The sequence below is a fragment of the Streptomyces sp. TRD_SC_5 genome (assembly GCF_056836825.1).
Genome location: NZ_JBWZZS010000001.1, coordinates 2,946,553 through 2,963,564, shown reverse-complemented (window position 1 = coordinate 2,963,564; position 17,012 = coordinate 2,946,553). Strand labels below are relative to the sequence as shown.

General features: G+C 69.6%; 18 protein-coding genes and 4 tRNA genes. 14 read left to right on the top strand and 8 right to left on the bottom strand.

Translation table 11 applies throughout. From position 1 onward, the window contains the following. Nucleotides 1–22: 22 nt before the first annotated feature. The 4 genes from AC1P0E_RS13670 (at nucleotide 23) to AC1P0E_RS13655 (ending at nucleotide 4,484) form a co-directional block, all read left to right on the top strand. The gene (locus AC1P0E_RS13670) at nucleotides 23–1,582 is read left to right on the top strand and encodes an NADH-quinone oxidoreductase subunit M (RefSeq protein WP_482745748.1); all 1,560 of its coding nucleotides are present in this window, start codon (nucleotides 23–25) and stop codon (nucleotides 1,580–1,582) included. Next, complete coding sequence (locus AC1P0E_RS13665) at nucleotides 1,579–3,087, top strand: NADH-quinone oxidoreductase subunit N (protein ID WP_482742431.1); 1,509 nt, start codon at nucleotides 1,579–1,581, stop codon at nucleotides 3,085–3,087. The genes AC1P0E_RS13670 and AC1P0E_RS13665 overlap by 4 nt, the downstream gene beginning before the upstream one ends. Nucleotides 3,088–3,231: 144 nt before the next feature. Beyond that, entirely contained in the window at nucleotides 3,232–4,095 is an 864-nt protein-coding gene (htpX, locus tag AC1P0E_RS13660) for a zinc metalloprotease HtpX (RefSeq protein ID WP_482742430.1), read from the top strand. After that, nucleotides 4,092–4,484, top strand: a complete 393-nt coding sequence (locus tag AC1P0E_RS13655) for a YccF domain-containing protein (RefSeq protein ID WP_482742429.1) — start codon at nucleotides 4,092–4,094, stop codon at nucleotides 4,482–4,484. Before htpX ends, AC1P0E_RS13655 begins: the two co-directional genes overlap by 4 nt. Before the next feature lie 94 nt (nucleotides 4,485–4,578). On the opposite strand, the gene AC1P0E_RS13650 is transcribed toward AC1P0E_RS13655, so the two are convergent. From AC1P0E_RS13650 to AC1P0E_RS13635, 4 genes are all read right to left on the bottom strand, one after another. Next, nucleotides 4,579–5,808 carry an APC family permease gene (locus tag AC1P0E_RS13650; protein WP_482742428.1) on the bottom strand — a complete coding sequence of 410 codons (1,230 nt, stop codon included), beginning with the start codon at nucleotides 5,806–5,808 and terminating at the stop codon, nucleotides 4,579–4,581. An 18-nt stretch (nucleotides 5,809–5,826) separates the two neighbouring features. Then, nucleotides 5,827–6,480: an alpha-ketoglutarate-dependent dioxygenase AlkB family protein gene (locus AC1P0E_RS13645; RefSeq protein ID WP_482742427.1), complete on the bottom strand. Its 654-nt coding sequence runs from the start codon at nucleotides 6,478–6,480 to the stop codon at nucleotides 5,827–5,829. Further along, nucleotides 6,477–7,016, bottom strand: coding sequence for a methylated-DNA--[protein]-cysteine S-methyltransferase (locus tag AC1P0E_RS13640; protein ID WP_482742426.1), 540 nt, complete (start codon nucleotides 7,014–7,016; stop codon nucleotides 6,477–6,479). The genes AC1P0E_RS13645 and AC1P0E_RS13640 overlap by 4 nt, the downstream gene beginning before the upstream one ends. 152 nt (nucleotides 7,017–7,168) lie before the next feature. After that, nucleotides 7,169–7,657 (bottom strand): YajQ family cyclic di-GMP-binding protein, encoded by a 489-nt coding sequence (locus AC1P0E_RS13635; RefSeq protein WP_482742425.1) that lies wholly within the window; start codon nucleotides 7,655–7,657, stop codon nucleotides 7,169–7,171. A gap of 225 nt (nucleotides 7,658–7,882) precedes the next feature. Here AC1P0E_RS13635 and AC1P0E_RS13630 point away from each other — a divergent pair. Next, nucleotides 7,883–7,964 (top strand) — tRNA-Tyr (locus AC1P0E_RS13630). Between the two features lie 72 nt (nucleotides 7,965–8,036). Here AC1P0E_RS13630 and AC1P0E_RS13625 read toward each other — a convergent pair. Both AC1P0E_RS13625 and AC1P0E_RS13620 read right to left on the bottom strand, forming a co-directional pair. After that, nucleotides 8,037–8,693 (bottom strand): SDR family oxidoreductase, encoded by a 657-nt coding sequence (locus AC1P0E_RS13625; RefSeq protein ID WP_482742424.1) that lies wholly within the window; start codon nucleotides 8,691–8,693, stop codon nucleotides 8,037–8,039. A 61-nt stretch (nucleotides 8,694–8,754) separates the two neighbouring features. After that, nucleotides 8,755–10,014, bottom strand: a complete 1,260-nt coding sequence (locus AC1P0E_RS13620; RefSeq protein WP_482742423.1) for an amidohydrolase family protein — start codon at nucleotides 10,012–10,014, stop codon at nucleotides 8,755–8,757. A gap of 211 nt (nucleotides 10,015–10,225) precedes the next feature. Between AC1P0E_RS13620 and AC1P0E_RS13615 the strand changes: the two genes are divergently transcribed. The 6 genes from AC1P0E_RS13615 (at nucleotide 10,226) to AC1P0E_RS13590 (ending at nucleotide 12,750) form a co-directional block, all read left to right on the top strand. Further along, nucleotides 10,226–10,298 (top strand) — tRNA-Thr (locus tag AC1P0E_RS13615). A 48-nt stretch (nucleotides 10,299–10,346) separates the two neighbouring features. Beyond that, nucleotides 10,347–10,419, top strand: a tRNA-Met gene (locus AC1P0E_RS13610). Between the two features lie 88 nt (nucleotides 10,420–10,507). Continuing rightward, entirely contained in the window at nucleotides 10,508–10,672 is a 165-nt protein-coding gene (gene rpmG / locus AC1P0E_RS13605) for a 50S ribosomal protein L33 (protein WP_006604855.1), read from the top strand. Nucleotides 10,673–10,765: 93 nt separating this feature from the next. Further along, on the top strand, nucleotides 10,766–11,218 hold the full coding sequence (locus tag AC1P0E_RS13600; protein WP_482742422.1) for an FAS1-like dehydratase domain-containing protein: 453 nt from the start codon (nucleotides 10,766–10,768) through the stop codon (nucleotides 11,216–11,218). Beyond that, nucleotides 11,218–11,646: a MaoC family dehydratase gene (locus AC1P0E_RS13595; RefSeq protein WP_482742421.1), complete on the top strand. Its 429-nt coding sequence runs from the start codon at nucleotides 11,218–11,220 to the stop codon at nucleotides 11,644–11,646. Before AC1P0E_RS13600 ends, AC1P0E_RS13595 begins: the two co-directional genes overlap by 1 nt. A gap of 48 nt (nucleotides 11,647–11,694) precedes the next feature. After that, entirely contained in the window at nucleotides 11,695–12,750 is a 1,056-nt protein-coding gene (locus AC1P0E_RS13590; protein ID WP_482742420.1) for a UDP-N-acetylmuramate dehydrogenase, read from the top strand. 203 nt (nucleotides 12,751–12,953) lie between these two features. Here the strand turns inward: AC1P0E_RS13590 and AC1P0E_RS13585 are convergent, their stop codons facing one another. Together AC1P0E_RS13585 and AC1P0E_RS13580 are read right to left on the bottom strand one after the other, a co-directional pair. Continuing rightward, on the bottom strand, nucleotides 12,954–13,973 hold the full coding sequence (locus AC1P0E_RS13585; protein WP_482742419.1) for an adenosine deaminase: 1,020 nt from the start codon (nucleotides 13,971–13,973) through the stop codon (nucleotides 12,954–12,956). 125 nt (nucleotides 13,974–14,098) lie between these two features. Then, nucleotides 14,099–15,325 carry a pyridoxal phosphate-dependent aminotransferase gene (locus tag AC1P0E_RS13580; RefSeq protein WP_482742418.1) on the bottom strand — a complete coding sequence of 409 codons (1,227 nt, stop codon included), beginning with the start codon at nucleotides 15,323–15,325 and terminating at the stop codon, nucleotides 14,099–14,101. 203 nt (nucleotides 15,326–15,528) lie between these two features. Here AC1P0E_RS13580 and AC1P0E_RS13575 point away from each other — a divergent pair. The 3 genes from AC1P0E_RS13575 to nusG all read left to right on the top strand — a co-directional run bounded on the left by AC1P0E_RS13575 (nucleotide 15,529) and on the right by nusG (nucleotide 16,995). After that, a tRNA-Trp gene (locus AC1P0E_RS13575) sits at nucleotides 15,529–15,601 on the top strand. A gap of 106 nt (nucleotides 15,602–15,707) precedes the next feature. Next, a complete protein-coding gene (secE, locus tag AC1P0E_RS13570; protein ID WP_482742417.1) occupies nucleotides 15,708–15,998 on the top strand; it encodes a preprotein translocase subunit SecE in 291 nt (96 codons plus the stop codon). Nucleotides 15,999–16,071: 73 nt separating this feature from the next. Beyond that, nucleotides 16,072–16,995 (top strand): transcription termination/antitermination protein NusG, encoded by a 924-nt coding sequence (gene nusG / locus AC1P0E_RS13565; protein ID WP_482742416.1) that lies wholly within the window; start codon nucleotides 16,072–16,074, stop codon nucleotides 16,993–16,995. Nucleotides 16,996–17,012: the final 17 nt, after the last annotated feature.

Below are 17,012 nucleotides of genomic sequence, written 5' to 3'. Positions count from 1 at the left end.
GATCGATATCAGCCCGTCCGTAATGCAGTTCCTTCTGGCGTTCATCGTCGTCGGCCCGCTCATCGGCGCCGCAGCGGCCCTACTCCCGGCCCCGCCCGGCCTGAAGGGCAAGAACCCGGACCAGGCCGTACTCCGCCACGGCGTGTTCGTGACCGGCGCGATCCTTCTCGCCGCCCTCGCCCTCACCCTCGGCTTCGACCACAGCCATCCCTCCAAGATGCAGGCCACGACCGACATCAGCTGGATCCCGGCGCTCGACGTCAGGATCCACCTCGGCATCGACGGCATCTCGCTCCCCCTCCTCGTCATGACCGCGCTGCTGACCTTCCTCTGCGCGCTCTACAGCTACTTCAAGATGCCTGCGGGCCCCTCCCCGAAGGCATTCGTCGCCCTCCTCCTGGTCCTCGAGTCCGGCATGCTCGCGACCTTCGCCGTCCTCGACCTCCTCCTCTTCTTCCTCGCCTTCGAGATGGTCCTCATCCCGATGTACTTCCTGATCGCCCGCTGGGGTGGCGACCAACGGCAGCCCGCTGCCTGGAAGTTCATCCTTTACACGCTGCTCGGTTCCGTCGTCATGCTGCTCGGTCTCCTCCTCATCGGACTGAAATCGGGCACATTCGACATGGTGGCACTCGCCACTGACAACGGCCGCGGACTGACCACATCCGTGCAGGTCATCGCCGTTCTCGCGATCGGCATCGGCCTCGCCGTCAAGACCCCGATGTGGCCCCTGCACAGCTGGCTCCCCGACGCCCACACCGCCGCCCCCACCGTCGGCTCGGTCCTCCTCGCCGGCGTCCTGCTCAAAATGGGCACGTACGGTTTCGTCCGCATCGCACTGCCCATCACCCCCGACGGCATGCGCACCTTCGCGCCCTACCTCGCCGCCTTCGCAGTGGTGGGCATCATCTACGGGTCCCTCGCCTGCCTGGCCCTCGCCCGCAAGGGCGCCAAGGGCGACCTCAAGCGCCTGATCGCGTACTCCTCCGTCGGCCACATGGGCTTCGTACTCCTCGGCATCGCGTCGATGACCCCCACCGGCGTCAACGGCGCGCTCTTCGCCAACATCGCCCACGGCCTGATCACCGGCCTGCTCTTCTTCCTGGTCGGCGCCCTCAAGGACCGCTACGGCACCGCCGACCTCGACACCCTCGCCGGCGCGACCGGTGCGGCCCTCTACGGCCGCGCCCCCCGCTTCGGCGGCTTCCTCGCCTTCGCCGCGGTCGCCTCCCTCGGCCTCCCCGGCCTCGCGGGATTCTGGGGCGAGATGCTGACGATGTTCGGCGCCTTCGACCCCGCCGAGGGCCTCAGCCGCCCCGCCTTCCTCACCTTCATGGCGATCGCCGGCGTCGGCACGCTCCTCACCGCCGCGTACCTGCTGATCGTCGTACGCCGCGTGTGCATGGGCGTACCCGAGCAGCAGGCACCCGGGCCGGCGAAGATCGCCGACATCCAGGGCTACGAATTCGCCGCCTGGACCCCACTCGTCGCCCTCACCGTCCTCGCCGGACTCTGGCCCGCGGTCCTCCTCGGCCTCACCGACCCGGCCGTGCAGAAGCTCCTCGCAGGAGGCAAGTCGTGACCGTGGCCGCCGAAAGCGCCAGCCTCGTCCAGTCCGTCGACTGGCTGGCGATCGCCCCGCCGACGATCACCGCGGTGGTAGGCCTGATCGTCCTGGTCGCCGACCTCTTCGTACCCGAGCACAAGAAGCATCTCCTGGGCCGGCTCTCCGTCGCCGGCCTGGCCGCAGCGCTCCTCACCCTTCTCCCTCTCCGCCAGGGCGACCGCTCCACCTTCTGCCTGACCGCGGACACCGACGTCTGCAGCTACACGGCCGACCACTTCACCCTGGTCATCCAGCTCCTGGTACTGGGCGGCGCGCTGCTCACGGCGCTCCTCTCCATGACCGAAACGAGCAACAAGAAGCTGCCCGCGGGCGAATTCTGGTTCCTCCTGATGTCCTCGGCGGCCGGAGCGGCCCTGCTGCCCGCCTCCCGCGACCTCGCCACCCTCGTAGTGGCCCTCGAAGTGGCGTCCCTGCCCGCCTTCGCCCTGGTCGGCATGAAGCGCGGCAACCGCCTCTCCTCCGAGGCGGCCCTCAAGTTCTTCCTGTCCTCCGTCACAGCGACCGCCGTGATGCTGCTCGGCGTCAGCTTCATCTACGCGACGACCGGCACCCTGCACCTGACCGAGATCGCCGTACGCCTCGAAGACGTACCGGCGCAGCTCGACACCCTCGCCAAGGCGGGCGTCGCACTCACCCTCGTCGGCTTCGCCTTCAAGACAGCGGCGGTCCCCTTCCACTTCTGGGTCCCCGACACATATGTAGGCGCGCCGCTCCCCGTAGCCGCCTACCTCTCCGTCATCGGCAAGGCGGTCGGCTTCACGGGCCTCATCCTGGTCACCGTCGTGGCTTTCCCCTCCTACGCCGACGTATGGGGCCCGGCCATCGCCGTGCTGGCAGCCCTCACCATGACCGTGGGCAACGTGGCAGCCCTGCGCCAGTCGGCCACGCGCGCGTACAGCGCGGTCCGGCTCCTGGCCTGGTCATCGGTCGGTCAGGCCGGCTACATCCTGGTCCCGATCGCGGCAGCGGCGTACTCCAGCGACGACCAGATCGGCTCCACCGTCGCGTACGCCCTGATGTACGCCGTGGTGAACCTCGGCGCCTTCGCAGTCGCAGCCCTCGTCGCCCGTACGCACCCGCTCAACCGCATCACCGACTACCGGGGCCTGTACGCCACCCGCCCCCTCGAAGCCCTCGCGCTCGGCTTCTTCCTCCTGTGCCTCGCGGGCCTGCCGCCCGGCATCATCGGCCTCTTCGCCAAGGTCACCGTCTTCTCCGCGGCAGTGGACGCGGGACTCGGCTGGCTGGCGGTGATCATGGCGGCGAACGTAGTGATCGCGCTCTACTACTACCTCAAATGGACAGCGGTCCTCTTCCGCGCCCCCGAGGGCGAACCCGCCCGCCACGCGGTCCCCGTGCCCGTCACCGTCGCCATCGTGCTCACCGCCGCCCTCGGCATCGCACTCTCGGGCGTACCGCAGCTGGCGCTGCGCTTCGCGACAGGCAATCTCTTCCAGTAAGCACGTATGGCCCAACGGACGGCCCGGTAGCACAAGGGAACTAGCACCCCTCGCTTGGCGTTGACCAGTGAGGGAGGGTCCACTGGATGTGGAAGCACCCCCACAGCAAGGGGTTCCCCCGCCGCACCATTTGGAGGGCGCACCGTGCACCGCCGGCACAACGGGCTGAGGACCGCCGTACTCCTCGGGGGACTGTCAGCACTCATCATCGTCATCGGCAGCTTCTTCGGCCGTACGGGCCTGATTGTCGCGGTTCTCGTAGCTCTCGGCACCAACGCCTACGCGTACTGGAACAGCGACAAGCTGGCCCTCCGTGCGATGCGCGCCCGTCCCGTGAGCGAGTTCGAAGCACCCGAGCTCTACCGCATGGTCCGCGACCTGTCCACCCAGGCCCGCCAGCCGATGCCCCGCCTCTACATCTCGCCCACGCAGGCCCCCAACGCCTTCGCGACCGGCCGCAACCCCCGCAACGCGGCGGTCTGCTGCACCGACGGCATCATCAGACTCCTGAACGAGCGCGAACTCCGAGGCGTCATCGGCCACGAACTGAGCCACGTCTACAACCGGGACATCCTGATCTCCTCGGTCGCCGGCGCCCTGGCCTCAGTGATCATGTTCCTGGTCAACTTCGCCTGGCTGATCCCGTTCGGCCGCTCCGACGACGACGAGGGCCCGGGCCTCTTCGGCATGCTGCTGATCATGATCCTCGGGCCCCTCGCCGCCGCCGTCATCCAACTCGCGGTGAGCCGCTCCCGCGAGTACCAGGCAGATGCCTCCGGCGCACAGCTCACCGGCGACCCACTCGCCCTCGCAAGCGCCCTCCGCAAGCTCGACGCGGGCACAAAGCAGCTGCCACTGCCCCCCGAGCCGCGCATCGAGACCGCGAGCCACATGATGATCGCGAACCCGTTCCGCCCAGGACAAGGAGCCTCGAAGCTGTTCTCCACCCACCCGCCGATGGCGGAACGCATTGCCCGACTCGAGCAGATGGCAGGTCACCGCCCATGAAGACAATCCTGAACGTCATATGGCTCGTCCTGAGCGGCTTCTGGCTCTTCCTCGGCTACCTCCTGGCCGGTGTGATCCTCTGCATCACCATCATCGGCATCCCCTTCGGCCTGGCGTCCTTCCGCATCGGCCTCTACGCCCTCTGGCCGTTCGGCCAGACAACAACAGAGCGCCGCGACGCGGGAGCCGCCTCCTTCGTGGGCAACATCCTCTGGCTGGTCCTCGCGGGCTGGTGGCTGGCGCTGAGCCACATCGTCACGGGCATCGCGCTCTGCGTCACGATCATCGGGATCCCGTTCGGCATAGCCAACTTCAAGATGATCCCGATCTCACTGCTCCCGCTCGGCCGCGAAATAGTTCCCACAGACCGCCCTTTCGCAACGCGCTAGCCACAAGGGCGGCCCCCGACCCCGCACACCACGGCGCCGGGAGGAGACGCCCCGGGGCGTCACCGACCCCTTGCGCCGCGCAAAAGCCAGCGCGTCACCGTGCCGTCGCACGCACGCGCCAGACGTAAGCCACCGCCCCCACGCCCAGCACCGCCGCCCCCGCCACCACCGAAGACACCGGCAGCGCGAACGCCAAGCCCAGACACCCCACCAACCCGCCCACAGCCATGACCCGCCCCCACCCGGGACCAAGCGTCCACGCCGAAGCATTGGCCACGGCGTAGTAGGCCAGCACCCCGAACGACGAAAACCCGATGGCGCCGCGCAGATCACCCACCGCAGCCACCACAGCGACCACCGCCCCCACCGCCAACTCGGCCCGGTGCGGCACCTGGTACCGGGGGTGTACGGCGGCCAGGGCCCCCGGCAGATGCCCGTCCCGGGCCATCGCCAGCGTCGTACGCGACACCCCGAGGACCAGCGCCAGCAACGACCCCAGCGCTGCCACAGCCGCCCCCACCCGCACCACCGGCGCCAACTCCGCCACGCTCGCCGCCCGCACCGCATCCACCAACGGCGCCGCGGAGGAGGCCAGTTCCCCGGCCCCCAGAACCGACAGCACCGCGACCGCCACGCACGTGTACACCACCAGCGCGATCCCCAGCGCCACCGGAATCGCGCGCGGGATCGTACGCCCCGGATCGCGCACCTCTTCGCCCAGAGTCGCGATCCGCGCGTACCCGGCGAACGCGAAAAAGAGCAACCCCGCGGCCTGAAGCACGCCACCCGGCGAACCACCGGGCCCAGACCTCAGCGAGGGACCGCTCACCCCCACACAAACCCCGACAACCGCCACAAGAACAACAAGCACCACACCCACGATCACCCGGGTAAGCCAAGCCGACTTCTGAACGCCCCTGTAATTGACGGCGGTCAACAGCACCACCGCACCGACCGCCACCCCACGCGCCTGCTCCGGCCACACATACGCCCCGACCGTCAGTGCCATGGCGGCGCAAGAGGCGGTCTTCCCCACCACGAAACCCCAGCCGGCCAGGTACCCCCAGAAAGGCCCGAGCCGCTCCCGCCCGTACACATAAGTCCCGCCGGAGGCCGGGTAGAGGGCCGCCAGCCGCGCGGACGCCATCGCATTGCAGTACGCCACCACAGCGGCCAGCGCCAGCCCCGCCAGCAGCAGCGTCCCCGAACCGGCCGCGTCCGCCGCCGGCGCGAGCGCGACGAAGATCCCCGCGCCGATCATCGCCCCGAGCCCGATCACGACCGCGTCGAAGACGCCGAGCGTGCGGCGCAGTTCCGGTGTCATGCGCCGCACCCTACTGAGCTACCCGAGCCCGGTCTCCCGCAGCGTGATGTTGAGCCGCCCACCCGACATCCCGGTCGCGGGATCACCCGTCCCCGGCAGCACTTTCGGCACCCCGTGGTACGCGAAGCGAGAAGGCCCCCCGAACACGAAGAGATCCCCCGACGCCAACTCCACATCGGTGTACGGCCGCCCCGGACCCGCCGCACCGCCGAACCGGAAGACGCAGGAATCCCCGATGCTCAACGACACGACAGGAGCCCCGGACCGCTCGTCCTTGTCCTGGTGCATGCCCATCCTGGCGTCGCCGTCATAGAAGTTGACGAGCGCGGTATCAGGGACGTACTCACGCACGGTTCCCTCCCCGTACGCATCCACCACGGCCCGCCGCCCCAGCACCGCCAGCCACTCGGGAAACGCGGCCACCGGAGCACCGTTCACGTCGTCCGCGGTGCGCGTGTACCGGTACGGCTGCCAGTGCCACCCCACGCACACCGTCCGGACCGACATGACCCCACCGGTCGGCAGCCGCGTGTGCCGGATCGGCACCGGACCCCGCGCCCACTCCCGGCACGCACCGACCAGCTCCCGCTGCTCGTCCACCGACAGCCACCCGGGCACATGCACAGCCCCCGGCGCGACCTGCGCCGGCTCGCGGGGGAACAGCCCGGTCACGGCCTGGCCCCGGCTCCCTCGAGCTCCAGCAACTGCCGCTTGCGCTCGAGCCCGCCCGCGTACCCGGCGAGCGAGCCGTCCGCCCCGACGACCCGGTGGCACGGCCGCACGACGAGCAGCGGATTACGTCCGATCGCCGTCCCGAGCGCCCGCACCCCGGCCCGCGAGACCCCGATCCGCTCGGCGAGCTTCCCGTACGACGTAGTAGTGCCGTACGGAACGGACTCCAGGGCATCCCACACCCGCCGCTGAAAATCCGTACCGAACCGACCGACACCACCGACGCCCCCCACGGCGTACTCCACATCGAACCGCTTCAGCTCCCCGCCGAAGTACGCCCGTACCTGCCGGGCGATCTCCTCGAAGGCCCCGCCGTCGCGCCGCCACGCGTCCGGTACGTCCTCAACAGCGACCCCACCCTTCTGCCCCGGCACGGACAGCGAGGCAAGCGCCGTACCGCCGGTGGCGGTCGCGGACTCCTCGCCGACCAGCAGCAGCTCGCCCAGTGGGCTGTCCATGGTCGCGTAGAGCGTCATGGCTGGATCCTTCCCTCGCAGTACGTCCCGTCAAGACGAGTCTGCGACCCGCGACCCCACCCGGGCTGGCGGGATTCGGACATCGGGGCGGGGGTGGAGCCCACCGCCGCTCCACCCCCGCCCCGACGCGAACAACCAGCAGCGACCAGCGATCAGCGGTAGTTCACAAACTGCAGCGCGAACTCGAAGTCCTTGCCCTTCAGCAGCGCCTGCACGGCCTGCAGGTCGTCACGGCTCTTCGAGCTGACCCGCAGCTCGTCGCCCTGGACCTGCGCCTTGACGCCCTTGGGGCCCTCGTCGCGAATGATCTTCGCCACCTTCTTGGCGTTGTCCTGGGAGATGCCCTCCTCGATGGACGCGAAGATCTTGTACTCCTTGCCGGACAGCTGCGGCTCGCCGGCGTCCAGCACCTTGAGCGAAATCCCGCGCTTGATCAGCTTGGTCTCGAAGACGTCGAGGATCGCCTTGACGCGCTCCTCGGTGTTGGCCTGCATCAGGATCTTCTCGCCGGACCAATCGATCGAGGCGCCGACGTTCTTGAAGTCGTAGCGCTGCGAGATCTCCTTCGCGGCCTGGTTGAGGGCGTTGTCGACCTCCTGCCGCTCGACCTTCGAGACGATGTCGAAACTGGAGTCGGCCATGTCCTGTGGCTCCTTGTGATCGGGGGACGGGGGATACCGGTATCAGTGCCTCACCGGGCAGGCTGCGCGGCCGGGCGTCCCGGTCCGCTCCCGTAAAGCCTAGCCACCCGCACCCGCCCCGAGGGCTGATCAATCCGGTGGCGAAGCACCCCTGGGTATCAGGTATCGTTTACGTCGTTGCCACGGAACAGCCGCCCAGGCGGTCGTCCCAGGGCGACATCCCATGGCGGTGTGCCCGAGTGGCCAATGGGAGCGGACTGTAAATCCGCCGGCTTAGCCTTCCCAGGTTCGAATCCTGGCGCCGCCACAGGTAGGGAAACCCCTTCCGACTGCAGAAACGCAGTCGGAGGGGGTTTTCTGTTTCATCCTTCGATACCTCTCAATTGCCGGCGACGTCCTTCACCGCGACCGTGACCGGCACAGATCCACCGACCAGCTCCAGCGTCAGACCGGCCGTCGACGGAGTCTCCAGCAGTTCGGCCAGGACGGCCGCCACGTCGTCACGCGCCACGGGACCACGCCCCGTCGAGACCCCGAGCGAAACGAGCCCCGTGCCCGCGTCGTTCGTCAGACTGCCCGGCCGCAGGACGGTCCAGTCCAGTCCGGCCCGCGAGCGTACGTCCGCGTCCGCGGCCCCCTTGGCCCGCAGGTACGCGTCGAACACCTCGTCGCCCGCCCGCTCCGCGTCCGCGCCCATCGAGGACACGACCAGATAGCGGCGTACGCCCGCCCGCTCCGCCGCGTCCGCGAAGAGCACGGCCGCGCCCCGGTCCACCGTGTCCTTGCGCTCGGTACCACTGCCGGGCCCCGCGCCCGCCGCGAAGACGGCGGCGTCGGCGCCCTCCAGTACCTCGGCGACCTGCTCGACGGGGGCCGATTCCAGGTCCAGTACGACCGGTTCGGCGCCCACCGTCCGCAAATCCTCGCTCTGCTTCGCATCGCGGACGATGCCCGCGACTTCGTACCCGCGCGCGGCGAGCAACCGCTCCAGCCGCAGCGCGATCTGACCATGTCCACCTGCGATGACAATGCGCATGTTTCCGACCGTACGCGCACCGGCGCGCGCGTGCGCACGACCGGGCCCGCCTGATGCGGAATCAGCCGCGCCCCTGCCGTGGCAGATCGAGTGCGACGGCGGCCGCCGAGTCGCAGTACTCACGCACCGCGCTCGTACGCGCAACGACCCGCCCGCGGTGGATCACGACGCGGCTGTACGCCAGGGACAGCACGCCCGCGATGCGTTCCCCGCGTACGGCGAGCAACTCGGCCGGAAAGCCCGCCTCCACCCGCACCTCGGGCAGCCCCATCGCCTCCCGCGCCGCCGAACTCACCGCCCCGTAGGCGTCCGAGGCCCGCATCCCGCCCTGCGAGGCCAGCAGGTAGGCCGCCTCCAGCGGATCCCCGCGCCCCACCGGATTGGCCACGTCCCGCAGCGCCCCGCTGCCCGCCGCGACCCGCACCCCGGCCGCCCGCAGCAGCCGTACGGGCGCCGGCCCGCCACCGCGCCGCTCCACCCCGGAGCAGTCGCCCTGCGGCAGGCAGACCACGCTCACACCGGCGGCGGCCAGCTGCCCCGCGGCGCGCGTCGCGGCATCCAGGGGCAGCCGCGACAACCCGGCGCAGGGCCCGACGGTGACCCCTGGCCGCAGCCCGCCCGCCATCGCCGCGAGCCGCGCCAGCCGGGCCGGATCGTCACCCTCCGTATGGAGGTCCACGGCGCAGCCGTGCTCGGCGGCGACCTCCAGGACCGCCTCCGTGTACCCGGCGGGGTCGGGATCGAGGTCCGGGCAGCCGCCCACCACGCCGGCGCCCATCTTCACGGCGTCCCGCAGCATGGCGAGGCCGTCGGCGCCCGCCAGCCCGGTGAGCAGCCGGGGAACGGCCACGGCGGTCAGATCGGCCAGCCCGCGCAGCGAGCGCCGGGCCTGGAGCACCGCCTCCATGGACCGCAGCCCCTGCACGTCCCCGATCCGTACGTGCGAACGCACTGCGGTCGCCCCGTGCCCCAGCTGCAACAGCACAGCCTCGGTGGTGCGTCGCTGAACATCTTCGGTGCTGTACGAGACGGGCCCGCCGGCGTCGGCGGTGAGAGCAGTATCACTGTGGGCGTGCGGTTCGGCGGGCGCAGGCAGCAGAAGGTGGCCGCCGAGGTCCACCCGCGCGCCCACCGCGGGCAGGCTGCCCGCCGTCCCCACCGCCTCGATACGGCCGCCGCTGAGCCGTACGTCCACAGTGCGGCCGTCGGTGAGACGGGCCGCGCACAGCAGGAGCGTGGTGCCGTCGGTGCTGGGCAAGCCGTCGCTGTTTCCAGAGTTGCCGCCGGGCGAACGAGGCGGCTGCGGCTGGCTGTCGGACATCGGGCTCCTGGTGGGGCTGGGGCGTGCAAGATCAAGATCACGCAGCGTGAGTCGAGCCTAGGGGGCCTCAAACCAGCCTTCGAGGAGGAGCGAAATAGTCGTACCGGTGTGGGCACGAGTGGCGTACGGGACCGGTGTGATGGGCACGCGCGGGGGCGCGAGAAACGGATTTGGGCGATCGGCGGGCGACCGTGTAATGTCTTCATCGCTCGCCCCAATAGCTCAGTCGGTAGAGCGTCTCCATGGTAAGGAGAAGGTCTACGGTTCGATTCCGTATTGGGGCTCTGGTGATCGGAGATCCCCGCCTTCGGGCGGGGTGATCCGGACATCAAAGCGGTGTAGCTCAGTCGGTAGAGCAAGCGGCTCATAATCGCTGTGTCACCGGTTCAAGTCCGGTCACCGCTACACACGGTAGCCGATTGTGGGGTCGGTCCTTCGATCGGCTACTCTTTTATGCGTTCATCCGTCAACCGTCCGTCCAAGGAGCACTCACGTGGCTGCCACCGACGTCCGCCCGAAGATCACGCTGGCCTGCGTGGAGTGCAAGGAGCGGAACTACATCACCAAGAAGAACCGGCGTAACGACCCGGACCGTCTTGAGATGAAGAAGCACTGCCCGCGCTGCAACTCGCACACTGCGCACCGCGAAACCCGCTAAACACAGGCTCGTATGCGAGGCCGTCCCCACTTCGGGGGCGGCCTCGTGTCGTTTGATCACGTCAATTCATCAGTCATCAGGAGGTACGAGTCCATGGCGCTCGACCAGTCCTTCGTGGGGCGGGCCTATCCGCCCACCGCACCGTACGAGGTCGGCCGGGAGAAGATCCGGGAGTTCGCCGAGGCAGTGGGCGACACCAATCCCGCGTACACCGATCCGGAAGCCGCCAAGGCACTCGGTCACTCCGATGTGATCGCACCGCCGACCTTTGTCTTCTCCATCACTTTCAAAGCGGCGGGACAGGTCGTCCAAGATCCGCGGCTGGGCCTGGACTACAGCCGTGTCGTGCACGGCGACCAGAAGTTCGCGTACAAGCGCCCGGTGCGGGCGGGGGACCGGCTGACGGTCAGCTCGACCATAGAGGCGGTCAAGTCGATGGCCGGCAACGACATCCTGGACATCCGCGGTGACGTCCACGACGAGTCCGGCGAGCATGTCGTGACGGCGTGGACGAAGCTCGTCGCGCGCGCGGCCGAGGAGGCGTGATGGCGGCGAAGATCTCTTACGCGGACGTCGAGGCCGGCACCGAGCTGCCGGCGCAGTCCTTCCCCGTGACCCGCGCCACGCTCGTGCGGTACGCGGGCGCCTCCGGCGACTTCAATCCGATCCACTGGAACGAGAAGTTCGCCACCGAGGTCGGGCTGCCGGACGTGATCGCGCACGGCATGTTCACCATGGCCGAGGCGATCCGGGTGGTCACCGACTGGGTGGGCGACCCGGCGGCCGTCGTCGAGTACGGCGTGCGCTTCACGAAGCCGGTCATAGTCCCGAACGACGACAAGGGCGCGCTGATCGAGGTCAGCGCCAAGGTCGCCGTGCTGCTTGGGGACAACCGGGTCCGCGTGGACCTGACGGCGACGAGCGCCGGCCAGAAGGTGCTGGGCATGTCCCGCGCAGTGGTCCAGCTCGCCTGACGTACGGGGCGCCCCCGACCGCCGGGGCCGCCCCGTACGCTTGTCCCCGTGCAGGAACTCCACGACGCCCCCCTCGCCCCTCTGACCACCTTCCGGCTCGGCGGCCCCGCGACCCGTCTCGTCACGGCCACCACCGACGACGAGGTGATCGCAGCCGTCCGCGAGGCCGACGAGGCGGGCACCCCGCTGCTCGTCATCGGCGGCGGAAGCAACCTGGTCATCGGCGACAAGGGCTTCGACGGCACCGCCCTGCGCATCGCGACCACCGGCTTCCACCTCGACGGTACGTCGCTGGAACTGGCCGCCGGCGAGGTCTGGACCGACGCCGTCGCCCGCACGGTCGAGGCGGGCCTCGCGGGCATCGAGTGCCTGGCCGGCATCCCCGGCTCGGCCGGTGCGACACCGATCCAGAACGTCGGGGCGTACGGCCAGGAAGTGTCCAGCGTCATCACCGAGGTCGTCGCCTACGACCGCCGCGCAGCGGAGACGGTGACCATCCCCACCACCGACTGCGACTTCTCGTACCGCCACAGCCGTTTCAAGCAGCACCCGGACCGCTTCGTCGTCCTGCGCGTCCGCCTCGCCCTGGAGGACGCGGACGGCCTGTCCGCGCCGATCAAGTATCCGGAGACCGCACGCGCCCTCGGCGTCGAAGCCGGCGACCGGGTGCCGGCCGCCGTCGCCCGCGAGACGGTCCTGAAGCTGCGCGCCGGCAAGGGCATGGTCCTGGACCCGGCGGACCACGACACCTGGTCGGCGGGCTCCTTCTTCACCAACCCGATCCTCACGGCGCAGCAGTACGCCGCCTTCCTCGCCCGCGCACAGGAGCGCCTCGGCGCCGATGTGGCACCCCCGGCATTCCCCACCGGCGACGGCCGTACGAAGACCTCCGCGGCATGGCTGATCGACAAGGCGGGCTTCACCAAGGGGTACGGAACGGGCCCGGCCCGCATCTCCACCAAGCACACACTGGCCCTCACGAACCGGGGCGGGGCCACGACCGAGGACCTGCTGGCGCTGGCACGCGAGGTCGTGGCCGGCGTCCACAAGGCGTTCGGCGTGACCCTGCTGAACGAACCGGTGACGGTGGGCGTCACCCTGTAACCCCCCGCGCCGGACGGGCAGCCCGGCCCCGTGCGCACATCGCGGTGCCAGGAGGGGACGCGTGGGGGCGCTCCCCGCAGGGTGTCGAACGCAACTGTGGGCGTCGCGGACAACCGCCCCGCACGTTCGGCACCCGAGGAGACGCCCCGGCGCGGCACCGACCCCGAAGCCCCCGCCCCCCCCGCCGCACCCCCCGGCCGCCCTCAGCCCTCCAGCCAGTGGTCGATACCCGCCAGCAGCTTCGCCTGGACGTCACCCGGCGCCGCCGACCCCCGCACCGACTGCCGCGCCAGCTCCGCCAGCTCCGCGTCCGTGAACCCGTGGTGCCGCCGCACCAGCTCGTACTGCGCCGCCAGCCGCGACCCGAACAGCAGGGGGTCGTCCGCGCCCAGCGCCATCGGCACCCCGGCCTCGAACAACGTCCGCAGCGGCACATCCTCAGGCTTCTCGTACACCCCCAGCGCCACATTCGAGGCCGGGCACACCTCACACGTCACGCCCCGCTCGGCCAGCTTCCGCAGCAGCCGGGGGTCCTCGGCCGCCCGCACACCGTGCCCGATCCGCGAGGCCCGCAGATCGTCCAGGCAGTCGCGTACGGACGCGGGCCCGGTCAGCTCGCCCCCGTGCGGCGCCGCAAGCAGCCCGCCCTCCCGCGCGATGGCGAAGGCGCGGTCGAAGTCCCTGGCCATGCCCCTGCGTTCGTCGTTCGACAGCCCGAAGCCGACGACCCCCCGGTCCGCGTACCGCACGGCCAGCCGCGCCAGCGTCCGCGCGTCCAGCGGGTGCTTCATCCGGTTCGCGGCGACCAGGACCCGCATCCCGAGCCCGGTCTCCCGCGACGCGCTGTCCACCGCGTCCAGGATGATCTCCAGAGCCGGAATCAAGCCACCGAGCATCGGCGCGTACGACGTCGGGTCGACCTGGATCTCCAGCCACCCCGAACCGTCCCGCACATCCTCCTCGGCCGCCTCGCGCACCAGCCGCTGGATGTCCTCGGGCTCGCGCAGACACGACCTGGCGGCGTCGTACAGCCGCTGGAAACGGAACCAGCCGCGCTCGTCAGTGGCCCGCAGCTTCGGCGGCTCCCCGCTGGTCAGCGCCTCCGGCAGGTGTACGCCGTACTTGTCGGCCAGCTCGAGAAGCGTGCCGGGCCGCATCGACCCGGTGAAATGCAGATGCAGATGGGCCTTCGGCAGCAGTCGGACATCGCGCACACTCAACATCCCAAGATCCTGCCGCACACCAGAGCCGCCCGGAAGCGCCTTTGCCCGAACGAGTAACGCCCGAACGCAGAAACGGGCCCCCGGCACAAGCCGGGGGCCCGTTCACCCACTCAAACAGCAGGCACTCAGTCGCGCGCCTCCGCCAGCAGCTTCTGGATCCGCGACACACCCTCCACCAGGTCCTCGTCACCCAGCGCGTACGACAGCCGCAGGTAGCCGGGCGTACCGAACGCCTCGCCAGGAACGACCGCCACCTCGACCTCGTCCAGGATCAGCGCGGCCAGCTCGACCGAGGACTCCGGGCGCTTGCCCCGGATCTCCTTGCCCAGCAGCCCCTTGACCGAGGGGTACGCGTAGAACGCGCCCTCCGGCTCCGGGCAGAGAACGCCGTCGATCTCGTTCAGCATCCGCACCATCGTCTGGCGGCGGCGGTCGAAGGCGGAACGCATCTCGGCGACCGCGTCGAGGTTTCCGGAGACCGCCGCGAGCGCCGCGATCTGAGCGACGTTCGACACGTTGGAGGTGGCGTGCGACTGGAGGTTGGTCGCGGCCTTGACGACGTCCTTCGGGCCGATGATCCACCCGACCCGCCAGCCGGTCATCGCGTACGTCTTGGCCACACCGTTGACGACGATGCACTTGTCGCGCAGCTCCGGCAGGACCGCCGGCAGGGAGACGGCGGAAGCATCTCCGTAAACGAGGTGCTCGTAGATCTCGTCCGTCAGCACCCACAACCCGTGCTCGGCGGCCCAGCGGCCGATCGCCTCGGTCTCGGCCTCGGTGTACACCGCGCCGGTCGGGTTGGACGGGGAGACGAAGAGGACGACCTTGGTCTTCTCCGTACGGGCGGCTTCCAGCTGCTCGACGGAGACCCGGTAGCCGGTGGTCTCGTCGGCCACGACGTCGACCGGCACACCGCCGGCGAGACGGATCGACTCGGGGTACGTCGTCCAGTACGGCGCCGGGACGATGACCTCGTCGCCCGGGTCCAGGATCGTGGCGAAGGCCTCGTAGATGGCCTGCTTGCCGCCGTTGGTGACCAGGACCTGCGAGGCGTCCACCTCGTAACCGGAGTCACGCAGCGTCTTCGCGGCGATCGCCGCCTTGAGCTCGGGGAGCCCCCCGGCCGGCGTGTAGCGGTGGTACTTCGGGGTGCGGCAGGCCTCGATCGCGGCCTCGACGATGTAGCCGGGCGTAGGGAAGTCGGGCTCGCCCGCGCCGAAGCCGATGACCGGACGGCCGGCGGCCTTCAGTGCCTTGGCCTTGGCGTCCACGGCAAGGGTTGCGGACTCGGAAATCGCGCCGATTCGGGCTGAGACCCGGCGCTCGGTGGGAGGAGTTGCAGCGCTCATACGGCCCATCGTCCCAGACCGCAAACCCGCTCGGCACACAGAGCCCGAAGGGCGGACACCGCGCGAACAGGAAGATCGGCCCGTATCTGTTCGACGCCGGGCCTGTGACCACGTACACTCACTCGTCGTTGGCCCCTCAGCGGCAGCCCGACCGTGCGCACTCCGTGCACTCGGCCGGATGCGGTAGGTTGGGGGAACCACAAAGGGTCGTAGCTCAATTGGTAGAGCACTGGTCTCCAAAACCAGCGGTTGGGGGTTCAAGTCCCTCCGGCCCTGCTACACACATCTTCGCCAGGATGTGTGCGCATGTACGTACTTCTATGCACTGCCGTGCGGCTCCACCGGGCGCGGCACGGCCACGACCCGGAATCAGGTGAGTAGCGTGACGGACGCCGTGGGCTCCATCGACATGCCTGATGCCCAGGACGAGACGCCGGATTCCAGCAAGAAGTCTCGTAAAGGCGGCAAGCGCGGCAAGAAGGGCCCCCTGGGCCGTCTCGCGCTCTTCTACCGTCAGATCGTCGCGGAGCTGCGCAAGGTCGTCTGGCCCACGCGCAACCAGCTGACGACGTACACCACCGTGGTGATTGTCTTCGTCGTCATCATGATCGGCATTGTGACCGTGATCGACATGGGCTTCGCCCGAGCCGTCAAGTACGTCTTCGGCGGCTGATCCCGCGTAGGGCGCCCCAACCGGCGCCCCTTTCGCCGTTCCACCCATTTGTATCCAGGAAGAAGCAGCCACCGTGTCTGACCCGAACCTGAACGACGCCGTTGAGCCGAGCGAAAGCCCGGAGTCCGCTGAGGACCAGCTCGACATCGTCGAGGCGGCCGACGAGGACCAGGCGGAAGCTGCTGACGTCGCTGCGGGCGAGCCGGCGGAAGAGGCCGCCGTGCACGTCGAGTCCGACGAGGACGTCGCCGAGGAAGCCGCTGAGGCCCCCGAGTCCGGCGAGGCCGAGACGGCCGAAGCTGCCGACGTCGATTCGGACGACGAGGCCGAGTCCGCCGAAGACGCCGAGGAAGAGGCCGTCGAGGCCCCCGAGGAGCCGGCCGACCCGATCGCCGCGCTCCGCGAGGAGCTCCGCACCCTGCCGGGCGAGTGGTACGTCATCCACACGTACGCCGGGTACGAGAAGCGTGTGAAGGCGAACCTGGAGCAGCGCGCGGTCTCGCTGAACGTCGAGGAGTTCATCTACCAGGCCGAAGTCCCCGAGGAAGAGATCGTCCAGATCAAGAACGGCGAGCGCAAGAACGTCCGCCAGAACAAGCTTCCCGGTTACGTCCTGGTCCGCATGGACCTCACCAACGAGTCCTGGGGCGTTGTCCGCAACACCCCCGGCGTCACCGGCTTCGTCGGCAACGCCTACGACCCGTACCCGCTGACCCTGGACGAGATCGTCAAGATGCTCGCCCCGGAGGCCGAGGAGAAGGCCGCCCGCGAGGCCGCCGAGGCCGAGGGCAAGCCGGCGCCCAGCCGCAAGATGGAGGTCCAGGTTCTGGACTTCGAGGTGGGCGACTCGGTCACGGTCACCGACGGCCCCTTCGCGACCCTCCAGGCGACGATCAACGAGATCAACGCCGACTCGAAGAAGGTCAAGGGCCTCGTCGAGATCTTCGGTCGCGAGACCCCGGTCGAGCTGAGCTTCGACCAGATCCAGAAGAACTGATCTTCTCTGGACCCACG